9 protein-coding genes are annotated in these 16,669 nt (G+C 41.2%); 5 read left to right on the top strand and 4 right to left on the bottom strand.

The genetic code is table 11. The annotated features are described in order from the left end of the window. Positions 1-161 precede the first annotated feature (161 nt). On the bottom strand, positions 162-842 hold the full coding sequence (locus L1286_RS17215; protein ID WP_235408281.1) for a DUF4386 domain-containing protein: 681 nt from the start codon (positions 840-842) through the stop codon (positions 162-164). A gap of 161 nt (positions 843-1,003) precedes the next feature. Then, entirely contained in the window at positions 1,004-2,125 is a 1,122-nt protein-coding gene (locus L1286_RS17210; protein WP_235408280.1) for a helix-turn-helix domain-containing protein, read from the bottom strand. Between the two features lie 803 nt (positions 2,126-2,928). Here L1286_RS17210 and L1286_RS17205 point away from each other — a divergent pair. Further along, on the top strand, positions 2,929-9,993 hold the full coding sequence (locus L1286_RS17205) for a PKD domain-containing protein (protein WP_235408279.1): 7,065 nt from the start codon (positions 2,929-2,931) through the stop codon (positions 9,991-9,993). Between the two features lie 633 nt (positions 9,994-10,626). Here L1286_RS17205 and L1286_RS17200 read toward each other — a convergent pair. Next, positions 10,627-11,313, bottom strand: coding sequence for a hypothetical protein (locus L1286_RS17200; protein WP_235408278.1), 687 nt, complete (start codon positions 11,311-11,313; stop codon positions 10,627-10,629). A 174-nt stretch (positions 11,314-11,487) separates the two neighbouring features. Between L1286_RS17200 and L1286_RS17195 the strand changes: the two genes are divergently transcribed. The 4 genes from L1286_RS17195 (at position 11,488) to L1286_RS17180 (ending at position 15,728) form a co-directional block, all read left to right on the top strand. Then, positions 11,488-12,948: a hypothetical protein gene (locus L1286_RS17195; protein ID WP_235408277.1), complete on the top strand. Its 1,461-nt coding sequence runs from the start codon at positions 11,488-11,490 to the stop codon at positions 12,946-12,948. Positions 12,949-13,426: 478 nt separating this feature from the next. Next, complete coding sequence (locus L1286_RS17190; RefSeq protein WP_235408276.1) at positions 13,427-14,188, top strand: metalloregulator ArsR/SmtB family transcription factor; 762 nt, start codon at positions 13,427-13,429, stop codon at positions 14,186-14,188. 10 nt (positions 14,189-14,198) lie between these two features. Further along, positions 14,199-15,221, top strand: a complete 1,023-nt coding sequence (gene arsB, locus L1286_RS17185; RefSeq protein WP_235408275.1) for an ACR3 family arsenite efflux transporter — start codon at positions 14,199-14,201, stop codon at positions 15,219-15,221. A gap of 18 nt (positions 15,222-15,239) precedes the next feature. Further along, positions 15,240-15,728 (top strand): phosphatase domain-containing putative toxin, encoded by a 489-nt coding sequence (locus L1286_RS17180; RefSeq protein WP_235408274.1) that lies wholly within the window; start codon positions 15,240-15,242, stop codon positions 15,726-15,728. A 52-nt stretch (positions 15,729-15,780) separates the two neighbouring features. Here the strand turns inward: L1286_RS17180 and L1286_RS17175 are convergent, their stop codons facing one another. After that, positions 15,781-16,638 carry a LysR family transcriptional regulator gene (locus L1286_RS17175; RefSeq protein ID WP_235408273.1) on the bottom strand — a complete coding sequence of 286 codons (858 nt, stop codon included), beginning with the start codon at positions 16,636-16,638 and terminating at the stop codon, positions 15,781-15,783. Positions 16,639-16,669 lie beyond the last annotated feature (31 nt).

The following is a 16,669-nucleotide window of genomic DNA, read 5'->3' as shown; positions in this document are numbered from 1 at the left end:
ATGTGTATAAGAGACAGAATGAGGGGTGTAAAGGAAAACGCACCAATAACTGACATATTTACCGCTATCATGACTTTGTTTTAGCAAAAAATGATAGCGGTAAATATAAATAATGACGAAACTTAAGGAAGCCTCATTTCGCTTCCTTGGGTACGATGTGATCATTCAGGTTGGATTTTTGGCTTATTACTTAAATCAAACCCTTTAACTATTAACCAAAGAGGAAAAATTAATTCGTACAAGCCACCAGGGATATACATCCATGAACCTGAAAAGCTCACATCAAAGTAATCAAATGCCACTTTTAGTAATAAAACTGCGTAGCCGATTAAGCCAAGTGCTGATATTGCTCTTGGGATTAATCGATATTGATATAAGGTAATGTTCAATAAAAACCCGCATAACCCCAAAGAGAACATGCCCATCAAAAAACCGAACCAACGCTCAGATTTTAAGGCGCTCCCCATCATATAGAGGTATTCACTAGAGACGTTTGGATTCTCCAGCACTTGCTTACCCATTGCCATCAGAGTCATAAGCGTTACTGCACCGGTAATGAGTGTTGCTGCTTCAATCAATCGACCGCTCACATAGCCTATGGCGACACGCTCGCTATACTGCTTAATAATTGGGTAAACAAGGATTGACATGGCCACGACTGCGGCACAATTTACAAACTCTAATAGTGCCGCAAATGCCAATGAGGATTTATTGAGTGCAGCTTGCTCTAAAAAGTCAGGTTTCGTCAGCAGTTCGTAGATGATGGAATCAGCATACATAAATGAGCTGGTTGAAATAAGAATAAGTAAGCCGGCAAAACGTGCCGCAAGTAAATTTGACATTATATAGAACCCTTTAAATTTTTTGCTCACCGGTATGTTTGCGTATTTGTTTCACCGGCTAAGCGTTCATAAGATGGCTCTATATTTGATCGGTTAGCACCATTAGATCGTCTCAATGGGCCCGTTCGGACTTTTTATTCGTATATTTTTTAATATGTTACTCAAGTAGCTTGTTTCCTATACAGAGAAGGGGTCAAACCGGTTGATTTTTTAAAGGCAGTATTAAAGGTCGACTTTGAATTAAAACCAACCTCATATTGAATGGTAGAAACACGTTTATCCGTTTCCACCAAGCGCTTTTTAGCTTCCGAAATCCGATAGCCATTTACGAATTGAAAGAAGTTTGTCTCTAAGCTTTGGGACAAAGTCTCTGAAATATGATTTTCACTTACCCCAATGGCTTTTGAAAGTTTGTTTAGAGACAACTCATAATCCATAAACAACTGTTTTTCTTTCATAATATTTTTTAATGCCCCTGATATTACGTCCATTTTTTCTTGGCTTAATGTTGCACTTCTCAGCTGCGCAGATACGGGAAGCCCTTTATCTTCTTTGGATAAAATAGGTTGATTCAGTGCTAACTGTGCAAATGCAAGTAAGACGGTTGCTTCAAAAAATGGCAGTAGGTCCAGCCAAGGTAATCGCCAGCCAGTTAACGTCGGAATGTAAGATAACGAATAACACAGCCATACAATGCCCCACATCAGCAGCATTATCCTAAACCAATCTAATGATCTTGATTGTATTTCCGCAAAACGCTCCATCAATTGTTGGCGGTGTCTGGTGTGCACTTGAAGTGCTTTAATGAAATAAAAAGCATTGAACACCATAAATACCACCATATTTGCAATGCAGGTATATAAGGCAACTTTAAAATGCTCAGGGTTGCGCGTGGCGGGATCCGCAAGGGCGAGCTTTTCAGCAGATGTAAACCCCACGACAAAAGGCAACATAACCAGGACTGCAATCGCAGGCCCTATCAGCGCGTAAGCATAACTTTTCTTGGAAATAGATAATGTTGGAGACATGGTAGCACATGCATAAAAAAATAATGCTGGACCAAGTAAGATACGAATTGGCATCTGCATACCTACCAATGCTGGGAAATATTGATATGCGCCAGTGTAAATCACTAACTCCCCACTCACGTGTATTAGTAACAAAACCAACAATGTGATGAGGTATGTCGTTTGTGGCTGCTTGGGCTTATTTACAGCCTGTACGAGTGCCAGTAATATCACCCCCCACATACTGGAGTAAATGACGGTATCTAAAACATCCATAATTTCCCTAGTACAAGATATAGTCGAGTCATATTCTACACATTCTAAATTTAATATATCACTTGTGTAAAGTTGAAGTCGCCTGATTTATATACAAAAAATGACAGGTTGACGAGCTAAAATTAATCATATTCACGTTTAAGCGATGCCATTTCAAATTAAGCTCAGCTGTTGAGTCGTCATCATACGATGATCAGCCCACAAAGCACTCCTATTAGGTTTACCACGCTCGCAGATGATCCTGTCGTCTTGCCCTCTCTAGTTATTAGTGTAGAGGACAAAAATTGCCTGCTACGCTACTAAGCAGCTGACCCATTCACGAATATTAAGCGGATAAACGTAGGGCTGTTCAGCCCAAACCATACACAAATAACGGGATTCAATTTCAGTGCACATCGCCCAAAGGGGTCTAATTACCCTGACTTCAAACCATAGAAAATCAATGCAAAAATCATCAAAATAGGGAGAATTATCACCGTTTTTATTTCTCTCGACCTACACCAACTATAAATGTTTATGGCTTTGTATCCTTTATATTCATGCAGCTCAATGTCTGTACTCATTCTGAACTGAATCAAAGAAAAGGCCTGTACAAAGTGTGATACAACTTCAAGTCATATTGAACACCCATTATCACACAAAGCGCAACATTCAGATTTTTACAAATCTTTTCATACAATCTGGTCATTTGCTTTAAATTTCCCTTGATTGCTATATAATCCGCCAGCTTAATTAATACTCACCACATTTTCTGAACTCAGGCTGAGGTCAGCAGTACTTTTTATAGGAGATTGAAGGCGCACATGATTTCGAAGTATAGCTTTGTTTTTAATGCTTTTTTAATTACATTAACGATGTTTGGGCTCTCAGCTTGTGGCGGGTCCGGTGGTTCCGAAAGTAAAGAAAATCCAAGTACAAATATTGAACCTCCCAAAGTTGTTAATACTGCGCCAGAAGTTCATATTGACGGGCAGACAGAAGTGGCCCACCAAACCTCCATTACATTTAACGCAATAGCTTCGGATGCTGATGGGGACATCTCGAGCTACTTGTGGCGCTTTGACCCTATGCTGCCTCTTACTTATGACAGCCTGTCTAACGCCAGCTTAACGATTACTAGCACAGAGCTTGAAGCCGGGCAAGAAATCGTCTTTCATGTAACGGTGGTCGTAACAGATAATTTAGGTAAACAGGCTTTTGCAACGCACCCAGTAAGGGTTTACGCACCAGCGCCTCCCCCATTAGAGATCACTATCAGTGGCGCACAAAACATACCTGAACAACAGGCCTTTCAGCTCTCCATCGAGAGTTCAGAAACACTCCATGAAGATGCCTTAATCACATGGTCCCATGATTCAACACTGGACTTAGTGACCCATGGCGGTGAGACAACGACCTTGACAGTAACCTCGCCTAATATACTGGAAGACCAAACAGTTAACTTTACTGCTGACGTGCAATTAAAAGACGGCAGAGTCGCAAGACATATGCATAGCGTCATTATCCAAGCACACGATAACGCCTTACCTCAAGTTACCATTAGTGGTGAAAATCAAGCACTTGAGGGCACAACTTTGGTATTAAGCGCAGAAGCATTTGACCCCGATGGCGAAATTGCCACTTATTCTTGGTCTCACGATTCGGAACTTGACATCCGCTTGGCGGGAGCGTCTTCACAAAGTCTGTCTGCATCTTTAGAAAATATTATTTCAGATCAGCTCGTTAACTTCACTGTGACAGTGACGGACAATCAAGGTGCGACGTCACATGATTCAATATTAGTCCAGTTTTCAGCGCTACCGAATGTCTCACCAACCGCCGAAATACAGGGTGAGAAAACCGTCTTAGAACAAGACGAATTGACATTGACTGCACATGCAAGTGACAGTGACGGCCACATCGCCCGCTACTTGTGGTCCTATTACTCAGATTTAATTCTCACGGTATCAGCGCTGCAAAGTGACACGTTTAGAATTCAGTCCCCTGACATTGTGAACGATCATACGATAGACGTTTTCTTGACTGTGACCGACAATCAAGGCGCCTCTCATACCGTTGAGCACACTGTGACGATTAAAGCGTTACCCAATGTCGCGCCGGATGTGTCAATCCAAGAGGTACACACAACAATCGAGAAACAATCCTTTGATCTGATTGGTATTGCCAGCGACCAGGATGGTGAAGTAATGCGCCATCATTGGACGCACGACTCACAAATGTCATTGGTAGTCGAAGGCCAAGACACTGCAACACTCACTGTCACCAGTCCTGATATTCAAGCGCCTCATGACGTGACATTTACGTACACAGCCACAGACAATCAAGGGGCAAGTGCAAGTGTATCTAAGCAAATTACGATCGAACCAATTCAGATAAGCTTCTCTGTTGCTGGTAAAGTAACCGATGCGCCTATTCCCCAAGCACGCGTAACCGTGGCAGTCGCAGGCACAACTTTTGACACAACCGCAGATGCAAATGGCGACTATATTTTGGATATTGCCATTGATGAGTCTCACGCAGAGCAGTTGGTAAAAATCTCAGCCCAAGGTGTGAACGACCAGAGCTCGGTCACATTGGTTTCACAACTAAACTCCGTTGCCACAATTAAGCAAGCAGCAGGAGAAGACAATGTGGTTAACTCAGACGAACTATTTGACGTCAATGTGACGAATGTCACCACTGCTGAATACGCATTGTTAGGCAGAGATAAGCAAGGATATCGCAATGGCGGCGAGTTGAACGAAGCTAAAGCTCGCATTTCTTCACAGGAGCAGCTCACATTAGCAGCGGTTTTAAAGGCTGTTATTGATCATGACGTCGCCCTCCCTGCTGGAGCCGACTCGACTCTGGAGCTTGTTCAAAACTCGGAGCTCACCGATGAACTGCTCGAAAATTTAATGAACACCCAGCCAGAATTGTTCGAAAAAATAAAAAGCGACATCACGAATGATGACACACTCGTTGATCCCATCACTTTTTCACCCAGTGGCTCATACTACTTGGTTGAAACAAAATATACCGATGGGCTGGACTATCAATTAACGTTTTATCCAGGTCAAAGAGGCGTCTTGAGTACAGCGGATAAAAACACATTCTTCTCATGGACCCAAAATGGCCAAAAACTAAATTTTACCCTCGATGAAGAAGTACTGATTAAAAACAAGCGCCTCGAATATCGAACCGGCTTTCACACGACGTCATTCAGTATTACGGCCTATGACGTTCAAAAGCGCTCTTTGGCGGTCATGGTCGAGTTTGATTTATCTAAAGACATTGAAGAAATACCCTCTGGCAAGTATTCAACTGCCGCCCAGATGTTTGGTGAAGCTGACCTACACACACTCACAGAAGAAGAGCTTTTGGGCACATGGAGCTTGAATTACGAACGTTTTGGCAAACTCAATACCATTGAAATTACGTTCGAGAAAGGCGGCACATTAACAATCAATGCCAATATTGGTGAGTTGCAAGGAACCTGGAGTATTTATCAAGGACAGCTAATAGTAGATCAATGGCTGTATACTTTTAATCTTAAGTTAGTACGCGAGTTTAACTTTGGCTATCAAACCATTGTTGAGACTGGTAGTTTTTGGGACAAAGAGTACAGACAAGGTACCTTCGTCAAACACCAAAATGTTACTTTCGACGACATTGACTATCAAAAAACATGGCGAAAGGTACGCAGTCGGCAATCGCATTCAGCATTTGTGATCGACGAAAGTGATAACTTCAACTTCAGGTGGCACCGTGATATTCAAGGAACCAACGAAGAAGGGACACTGAAACATTTCGAATACAGTTTAGACGGCAAGTATGTAGAATTTTGCAATGTAGAATTAAATGGCTGTGATATTACAACAACGTCTAGCTATAAGTTATTGGGACGCGTCGATGATACCATTGCAGTATCATATCTTAAACGCAAGCACTATGTGTCTGACAATGACTATGATATTCACTTCTACAAGCTATCAGACAAAACATGGGCACTTGGCGAGTTTACGAAGTCCTTCTTCCACACTGATAAACTTGAGCAACTGTTTGGTGCAAAAACACACCTATACTCAGTTGAAGGGGACACTGTTGTCCACCTATACAGCAAATTTTATTGCCCAACCAATCCAGCTCCATTACGTACGTGTTTTGATTCAATTATTTTTGACGGTGAGCGCTATAAAGCGACGTTAGAAGATACGCTTTTAAAATTAGAACACCTTCAATCGGGTGCTATTTCTTACATGACGATCACCGATGAGACGTCCGATGCCCTAACGCTGTGTCATTTTTCTGAAGGTACATCTTGCTCAGAAGGTAACCGTTATAGCTTTGCATTCTCTAAGCCTGAATTGTCAGTCGTGCTATCTCAAATCGGGGAAGGTGAGCTCACCACTTCTCAGTCCAAGTTCCACTTTGGCGACAGTTTCAATGTAACCATTTCAGAAGTTGATGACTATATCTTTGGCAGTATAAGTGGCTGTGATGGCAAGTTGAAAAAAACTGGAGAAACAACAACTTACCAAGTTCGTAATTTACAATCATCCTGTAAAATTACAGCGACCTTTAAAGAACTCACTGCACATAAACGCACCTCGTTACTACTTGATGCCACCCCCACCAAGTTTATAGACAGTTGGTATTACACGTTTAATTCAGGTTCCCAAAATACAGGCGTTTTCCACGGGTTAGATAAAAATTCAGCTTTCTCAGTGCAAAGCGTTAAACCAGATATGTATATGTTTGAGTTTGAAGACATATTACGTACTCGCGTTAATGGCCATGCGTTTTACGCATCTAAATTCTCTTTGCAGTATCACGCCGATTCTATGCTTGCTTGTTGGTATGGCAGTAAAACAGATCCGCATTTTGACCCAAGCTCAGAACACCTTTTAGAAGCTTGTACCAATGTTGAACTAGCAACGTCGAAGCCAGCCCATGAAGTGGGAACGGACGAGCTCATCGGTGAATGGTACTTAAATTTTGATCAATCACTAAACCTGTATCAGTTGACCCTGACAGCCAACAATACCGGGACGATTGAACATATTGGTAACGACAATACGTTGATATCAAGTCACCCTGTAAGTTGGCAATTGAACTCGGACAATATACTTGAGATCACAGACGAAACGGGGACTGTCGCGTCACTGTCTGTGATACACAAAAATGCCAGCTTGTATAACTTGCTTGCCAAAGAATCGGATAGCGTAAATAAGCCTGCTTGGCTACATTTTGGCACCTGGTCAATGATCCGAAAAGCACGCGAAACACTTACAATAGAACAGCTAGCAGGTGTTTGGCGCAATACTGAAGCAGCACACATTGATGAATTTTACTTATTTCCGGACGGCGCATATCGAATAGGAAGACTCAACGGCGCAGCCATCGCGTCTGTGGAAAATAATATTTTAAAGATATCAGCTAAGTTCAATTCCACTTTGAATCGCTATGAACATATGTGTGATATAGCCAGTGCTGACTGCAAAAGAGTCCCTTTCGCTGACTATAAGATACTGGCAATTGACAATAATCTTGCATACGTTCGCACCGTTTTACCAGGAGCGGATGGCAGTATAATCAGCGTGATTGAAATTGATAACACGATTGCTGCTGCGACAGATAACCCTGTATATCTGAAATCTACAACCTATTATGAAATAGTTAACGATGCTTTGTATCAGTGGCAGTTCGACTATAATGAACAAGATCAAACCGTCACTATCATCTTCAACAATGGCTTTACTACACGATTAAATTATCGTGATGGTAAAATTGAGTCTGATAATAGTTTGAGCGTTACCAATTACACAGTCATTGATATCACCGCTACAGGCTTGACTTTATGTCGCGCCATATCAGCCCCCTGTGACGAAGAGTCTCTTATTAGATTGTCATTTCAATTGCCGTATGTTGCAGTATCTTTAGATATTCCTGATGAATTGCAACCGAATCACAATGTGAAAGAAGGCTATCTCTTATTGGGTCAACAGCTGGAAGTCAGATTGCCAATGTGGGGGGAACGCGAATATTATGCCTCTTCCTTCTCAGGCTGTGGTATTAGTAAGCCTGAGATCCCGCCTCATAACTCAGTGGCAAATTTCACATCAGAGCCACTTTATAAACCTTGTTCATTTCATATGGCGGCTTCTCCTATACCCGAATCTAATGCTGATAGACTAGGCATTACTGACCCGCTATTAAAGCAATGTATTGATCATAAAAGAAGTGAATACATAGAGTATTCCTCTGCGCTTTCTTGCAATGGTTACAATCGGGAAAGTGACCTTGTTGGCATTGACAAGTTAAAACACGTAAACACCTTAGCGCTTACTAATGTTAGGTTAACTGACGCAGGCAAACAGCAGCTCGGAGCATTAACTAATTTAGAGTCATTAACTTATGGTCTAGGTTGGGCGAATACAGAAACAAACTCAGAACTAAATTTATCCAATTTGACCAAGTTAAAAACTCTGAAACTTGAAAGAGTGCCTGATAGCAAACTCATACTCCCCTATGCGCCTGCTTTGCAGACAGCCTCATTTCGCAATGTATACGCCACCGAAGTCGAGCTGTCAGGCTTTCCTGCATTGGAGACATTGAATATTGATTGGTCGCATATCAAGGCCCTAGATCTCTCTAACAATAAATTGCTCGCTCACCTATCAGCGCGAAGCGCACAGATACACTCAATTACCGGTGTAACGCCTGAGCATAAATTGCAAGAGATGGACTTGCACAATTCAAAGATTGAAACCATTGACTTGACTGGTTTTGATAAATTAACGCGACTAGATTTATCACACTCTCAACTAACAGAAATTGATATTTCTAAAGCAAGATCTTTAGAGAGCTTTGATGCAAGTAGCTCAAATTTACATGATTTATATTTTGAAAGTACTGCGAGTGTTATTAAATTAAACATCGATCATACGGAGATTTCTCAGTTGAGTATGCATATGATGCCACGTTTAAAAGATTTACTCGCATCAAGAACCAAATTATTACACTTGGATCTATCTACAAATAGCCAACTCTATAGTGTGAACGTGACACAAGGATCACTCAAAACTATTTTACTACCTGATAGCATTGAAGGCTCGAACGCTAGATTTATGATTAGGCAGAATGAAATTGAAAGCTTGACCATACCAGAAAACCTTAAAGGTATTGTCATTGATGCTAGTCAAAACCACATTAATCAGTTAAGTGTGTTGGGCGCCCCGGTCAGGTTATCTGTCAATAATAATTTGCTGGAAGAAGTCTCAATACACCTTGACTCACGCGCTTACCTCATAGAATTAAAGGACAACAATATATCACGCGCTGATATTTCGGGTGAAATTGATACATTAGATCTGTCGAATAACCAATTAGCAGCATTTTCTCTTCCTCAAGATACGGCTATTCGTGCACTTAATCTGGCTCATAATGCAATTGAAAATATGACTTTACCTTCTCTTTCGTATGAAATGAGACATTTCAATGCCACACACAACCCGCTAAAACACATCGCGTTTGAAGGTGGTAAATATGGTCAAATTAGCCTGTCATATACCGAGTTAACCCAACTTGATTTATCTAACTTAGCGCATATTTCTAACTTACAGATCACAGACACACAGATCGCATCGTTAGATCTCCATGCAACGTTACATCATTTAAGTGCAGATAACGTGCCCTTGACCAGCCTAGCGATTCCACAAGGGAGTCGACTCTCTTCGATGAGCTTTAAAAACAATAAGTTAAATAGCATGTTGGGTTTAGAAAATATTGAGCGCTATTTCTTTTTCACTCTAAATGGCACGGAGGTAGACAAAGACTTAGAAGCAACCTTAAGAAGTAAGAGTAATATTGTACTTTATGGCCTTTAAAAAGTTAATTTGTCTCTAAATTGAGATTGGCTCCTCTGAGGTGAATATACACCTCCAGAGGGGCCACCTTCAATGTAACACACGAATAAATCGAACACACATAAGACACTGTGACTAAACGACCAGCTTATTGTCAACTAACCGAAAAAGGGGTTTGTTGATTGCACTTGAAAAATAACATCATTTTCAAAATAGCAGCATTTAATGTGCTAACACCTTTTAGCTGTTCCTTTCTGATTATTCAACTCGTACGGCTCTTTATCACGCATAAAAGTACACTAATCGCCTGACATCACATATTTTCTGTCGCTTTAATACGTTAGACAACGTAGCGCCCCCTCTGTGATTCACCCATTTTAGCTAGCTGATACAAAGAGAATTCACCTGCTCCTATATTCGTTATATGGATTAAAGTAGGTACAAATAAAAAACAACCTAACTTTCCAGCCTATTTTTAAACTCCCTACCAAGCCAACTTAAAATTAAATAAATTTATTTTTATAACATCACCCTTTAATTTTAATAACCAATAAAAATTCACTTTATTTAAAAAATAAAAATGAAAAAGATTATATGTTACTTTTTAGCTATTTAACTATGAAAATATAAATAGCTAATTACTGAATGAGATGCTTAAATATTGATATTTACCCTTGGGTAAATAGCCTCGCTCATTTTCATTGCAAACATCCAAGGGTGGCTATTTACTTTTTCTTCAAGTGTTTGATAATCCTGTCCAAAACCATCATCATGGAATTGACTTTCAAAACTCTGAGTTAGTTCATTCAATCTAAAGCTACCATAGAAGTCTGTTGCTTTGACATCTTCACGCCCCGTGCCTGAAAACTGAACTATTTGCGCCAACCCTTCATGTACCTGTTTATATGCGGCTTTTAATTCTTCATTTTGATTGATTGCAGACTCAAGCTCTTCACGTTGTTTGCCATTTAATTCCCCGCCAATCAGGATTAACGTTCCATCTTCCTCTTGAGACAAATCCAATGTGTCTAGGTTGAGGTTTGGATTAAGCACGCTTTGTGCCTTTTTAAATTTTTCAAATTCGCTTATCGTCGTTGCAAAAGCCGCTTGTGTATCTCCCATAACCTTATAATTTTTCTTATTAATCTCAAAAGTTTCCTGTTTTAACTTTTGAATTTCTTGTTCAGACAATACCGGTGTAACCTCTGCGGATAGTGCCGCCGCATTGATCTCCTCTCCAGGTGCTTGCGGTACGATATTATGTGCTTTGGCCTCCTTTTTAGCAGTCGTGTTACTCATTAAATTAACTTGCGAATTTTGCAGTGATGAATCGATTTTCATTGTTTCATTCCTTGATGATAATTAGCGTGTGAATATCAATATTTTAATAATAATATTAATTTTCAATATTTTCTAATAAATACAAATTAATTGGCCAGTTGCTTTGTAGATTTATATTTATTATCGTCAATATGCCTAATTACTTTAGGTATTTAAAATTAGAAGGAATTGATAATGAAAAAATTACTACAATACTCCTCGGTTGCCATTGTTGTATCAATGGCAAGTTCAGCGTTAGCTGCTGATATTTCAATACCCAAAAACACGTCTGAACCCGTCTCTATCTATGACTTTCCTGGCACATACTTTGATAGCAATGAAGTGAGACCCGCTGATGGAAATAGCACCACACGTACCATACCATTTCAAATTCAGCACTTGCCTAACCCAAATGCTGCGTTTGGCACATTGGGTGAGCATGCATTCAGCACAGTATCAACGCAACCTCAAACGCCATCACTACAAGAACGTAGTGGTTGTCCAGAGCTTGGCGTCGACAACGCCATTTATGCATCATTTTCACAGCCCGGCGACATCGTTTGCTTTAGCACCGAAGTCACAACTGCTACAAAGCTTGAGGGCTTGCTTGTCAACATCCCTCAAGCCGTAGACTACAATTTGTATCTTTTCAAACTAGAGGATGACAACAGTTTAACGCCGTTAGACACATCAACCGCGACAGCCTCTACATCTGAGCAGGTTGTGCACAAAGTGGATCCAGGCGCCTACGTGTTGGTCGCTCAATCTGTGACTGGCACAAGCACAGATCAAAGCATAATGGCTTGGTTTGCCCATACCGAGTTTGATGCGCTAGAAGCAAATGACAAACCAGGTCAAGCAACCAACCTGCCAACGAACGGTAAACTCACCGGTAATATAGATAATCAAAACGACCTTGATTATTTTGTTTATCGCACTGGCGACAATCAATCAAAGCTGTCATTTAACTTTGCCGCCAGCGACCAATTCAGTCTAGAACTTTGGAACGGTGCTGGCTGGACTAAACTCCCTAATAATCAACTATCCAATATAGATGTCACGCCAAATATTAACGCGATATTCTTAGTGAAAGGGGTGCAAGCCAACTTACCACCGACATCGTCACAATACTCGTTCGCAATCTCAGATCCTTTGTCAGGCAAGACGTTTACAGGGCTAAGAACGTACAATAATGAGGTATTGACTAACTTACTGGCACCAAACTTAATCGAAGCACATCAAGAACTTGGTATGTCAGGCACGGTAATCGACACCAATGGTGTGCCCGTACCTTATGGTATAGTGAGTTTGGCTGCGGATAACATTAATGACCCTGCATCACCACGCTCACTTGCCAACGAAGTCGTTCAAGCTGATGAAAATGGTAAGTTCAATAAAGTATTAGCACTACCCGATTGTACTGGTGCATCTACAACTACCCGTGACAATCGAGTTACACGTGGTACCGCTACCAGACCGGAACTTGAATGGTCAATTAGCTGGGATAAAGGAATGTATACATACCGAGCACCACGATCATCGCAGCCAGTACAAGTTGCCTTTGCGCATATTTGTAAAGAGAAAATAATCAAAAGCTGTTATTGGGATAGAGATTTTGCAAGTGGAGAAGATAAGTACATTTGTAACCGTTTTTAGTTTTATCGCCCCCCAATAAATTGAAGTTAAAAAGCATAGATGTATATAAACGCTATGCTTTTTTATCTCAAATACCCAACCTCAAACTCATTCAAATACCCGTGCAAAAAATATAATCATTCGAAGATAGCGCACTGTATTGCGAAATAGACTAATTAAACATGGCATTTGTAGCGCAGGATGGACGACTGTATGGTGGCCATAAAATTAAATAGTATCTGCCGTTAGAGTGATACAACAAAATGAATTGCTTCACAACGATTAGGTACACACCCGCCTTTGACCGCCTCGTATCATCCTTAAAAACACCTTCATTTAGCGCAATCCATCATCGAGGTAGTGCGACTAAATAGGCAAACTCAAGCGGTGGCGCATGCTTGAAAACCCTAGCCTGCAACAAAAACCTCTTGCGAGCAGTACATAACGAAGTTAGTATATAACAAATTTGTTATGTACTAACTTTAACAAGGGCATTAACGTGAAAGTTCTGTTTTTATGTACTGAAAATTCGGCCAGATCTTTAATGGCCGAGGTGCTTCTAAAACACCATGGCAAAGGAAATTACGAAGTATATAGTGCCGGCACAGAGCCTAATGGTGCAGATCCTCGCACATTAGCAGCCATCGCACATTTCGGGCTCAGTACCGAAGGACTCAATTCCCAACATATAGATGAATACACGCAAATGCACTTTGATTATGTGATCACCCTGTGTAGCAGCGCAACAAAAGAGTGTGAAGGCAGGGTCAGCGGTGTTAATTGCTTAGCATGGGATATTACAGAGCCAAAGTCTCGCTCAGGTGAAAATCCATTTGAAAAAACGCTTCAAGAAATCAACGAGAAAATACAATCGCTCTTAATAGAACATACCACGCAACCCCCTACTACTGTCGAACCAACAATCTTTTTCAAGGCTTTGGCAGATGACACTAGGTTAAAGACATTACTTATCATTGCGGTTGAAAAAGAAGCATGTGTTTGTGAGTTGATGACTGCATTAGACGAACCAAGCCAACCCAAAGTGTCACGCCATTTAGCTCAGTTGAGAAAAGTCGGTATTTTATCAGACAGAAAGTATCATCAATGGGTATTTTATTCTCTAAACCCCACTCTCCCTGAATGGATGAAACACACAATTACGTCAACGGTCATTAATGAGCCTCACTTTATTGAGCAGCAATTAGCGCGACTCAACGCCATGGGTGACCGCCCTACACGTTTTTCCAACCTATGTAGTTAAGAGGTTTCTGATGGGCGTTTTTGAGCGTTATTTATCCGTATGGGTCGGTACAAGTATTGTTTTTGGTGTTGTACTCGGGCTGGTGTTTCCGCCTTTATTCGAAATGATAGCCACCTTGACATTTGCGAATGTAAATTTAGTTGTGGCACTTTTTATTTGGGTGATGATCTATCCGATGATGGTGCAAATCGACTTTTCAACGATGAAAGAAGTTGGTAAAAACCCACAGGGACTACTACTCACTGTTATCATTAACTGGTTGGTTAAACCGTTTTCTATGGCTGCACTTGGTTGGATATTTTTTGAAGGGTTATTTGCCGACTTTGTCTCCCCAGATACCGCGCAAGCGTATATCGCGGGTATGATTTTACTCGGCGTGGCGCCCTGCACCGCCATGGTGTTTGTGTGGTCTCAGCTTACCAAGGGCGATGCCAACTACACACTCGTACAAGTTTCTGTAAACGATGTCATCATGGTATTTGCGTTTGCCCCAATAGCAGGATTACTGCTTGGCGTGTCAGATATTCATGTACCTTGGAACACCTTATTAATTTCAGTCGTTTTGTATGTGTTACTGCCACTAATAGCGGGAGTTGTTACTAGAAAAATGCTTAACAATTCGGGGCAGCATGATGATGCGATCAATGCCCTACTTGCAAAGCTTAAGCCTTTTTCAGTCATTGGTTTACTCGCAACCGTTGCCTTACTCTTTGGATTTCAAGCGAATACCATTATTTCGCAACCAGTCAATATCATACTGATTGCAGTGCCTTTAATTTTGCAAACTTATGGTATTTTCTTCATTGCGTATTTTGCCGCATTAAAACTTAAGTTAAAGCACAACATTGCGGCACCGGCATGTTTAATCGGGACATCCAATTTCTTTGAACTGGCTGTTGCAGTGGCAATTTCACTATTTGGCTTACACTCTGGTGCAGCGCTGGCTACCGTTGTTGGTGTCCTTGTAGAAGTTCCTGTCATGTTATCGCTCGTTGCCATCGTCAACAAAACTAAACACTGGTTTAATGCCTAATCAAACTGTGAGAATACTATGCAAATACACCCTTTTGACACACTGACACTCGAAAATGGTACTCAGTTTATTTTTACACCTTGTCCTGGTACCAAAACGGTTTCATTGGATGCTGCTATTGGCCACTTGAAAGAAGGAGGCGCACAAGCACTCGTTACTCTTATGTATGATGCGGAAATACAAAAGCTTAATGCTGAAGCGTTACCAGAAGCTTGTCGAAAACATGAAATGAAGTGGTTTCAGTTACCTCTACCTGACGATGCTGCGCCGAATGACGACTTTGTAGCAGCTTATAATGCCAATAAAGATGCCTTGTTATCCATCTTGGAAAATAAGGGCACCATTGCAGTACACTGTAAAGGCGGCTCAGGTAGAACTGGGCTAGTAATAGGTTTGCTCATGAAGCAACTTGGCTACGATAACAGCCATATTATAGAGCAAGTTCAAAAAATCAGACCCAAGGCCTTAAAGCACCCAGTACAGCGCGCATTTTTTGACGAATTTTAAATCCTACTTTCGAGGTATGGCGCTTGCTCCCATACCTCATCTCAGCGAGAAGCTATCCCAACCTAGCTATTTCAGCTTGTATAAATTCGATAAAACATCTGATTTTAGCAGGCAAATGTTTGCGACCAGCATAAACCGCGTTTAAAACCAAATCTTCTGGCTCATGGTCCAGCTCAATTTTGACCAGTTTCCCAGATTCAAGTTCAGACTCGCAGGCATGTAACGGCAGTAAAGCAAAACCGATGCCCTTAATGGCAGCCGCTTTTGCCATATGACCACTGTTTACCTTAAACCTTGAATGCACCGTTAATAAGACATTATTTTTAAAGCGCCAAGGTCTACCTTGCATTACTGAATGGGTTGTAATACAGGTTTTTTTTGTAAGCTCATCTAATGTAATGGGCGGCTTTTCACGCGCCAATAAGATTGGGGAAACGACCACGCCGCTCGGCCACCGAAGCAACTCTTTGGCAACCCACCCCGAGTCTTGTAACTTGCCACGATGAAAGCTGATCACAACGTCAACGCCATCGACGATGCCTTCTTTTGGGTTTAGCTGAGTATCACAACTGAGCTGTATTTGGGGGTAGCACGTAGCAAAATCTGCAACTACTTCTGCCAAAAACGGTAAATCTGGCATCACTACACTTAAATGACCTTTTACGACTTCACTACCAAAAGACGCTTCTATTAGGGCACCTTCTATCGCCATAAGATTTGGCATCAGGGATTCATAAAGCATGGTACCGGCAACTGTTGGGTGCATTTTACGGGTTGTACGCTGTAGCAAGCGCACATTTAAGTGTGCTTCTAATTGAGCGACGTGGCGACTCACGTTAGAGCTAGGTATGTGGAGTTTTTCTGCTGCGAGTTTAAAACTCAAGCTCTCATACACAGCTTTAAAACTCATGAGCCATTTCATCTCTAAGCCTGCTAGCACT

The sequence above is a fragment of the Pseudoalteromonas sp. SMS1 genome (genome assembly GCF_021530565.1).
Taxonomy (GTDB): domain Bacteria; phylum Pseudomonadota; class Gammaproteobacteria; order Enterobacterales; family Alteromonadaceae; genus Pseudoalteromonas.
This window is presented reverse-complemented; position numbering and strand designations above follow the sequence as displayed.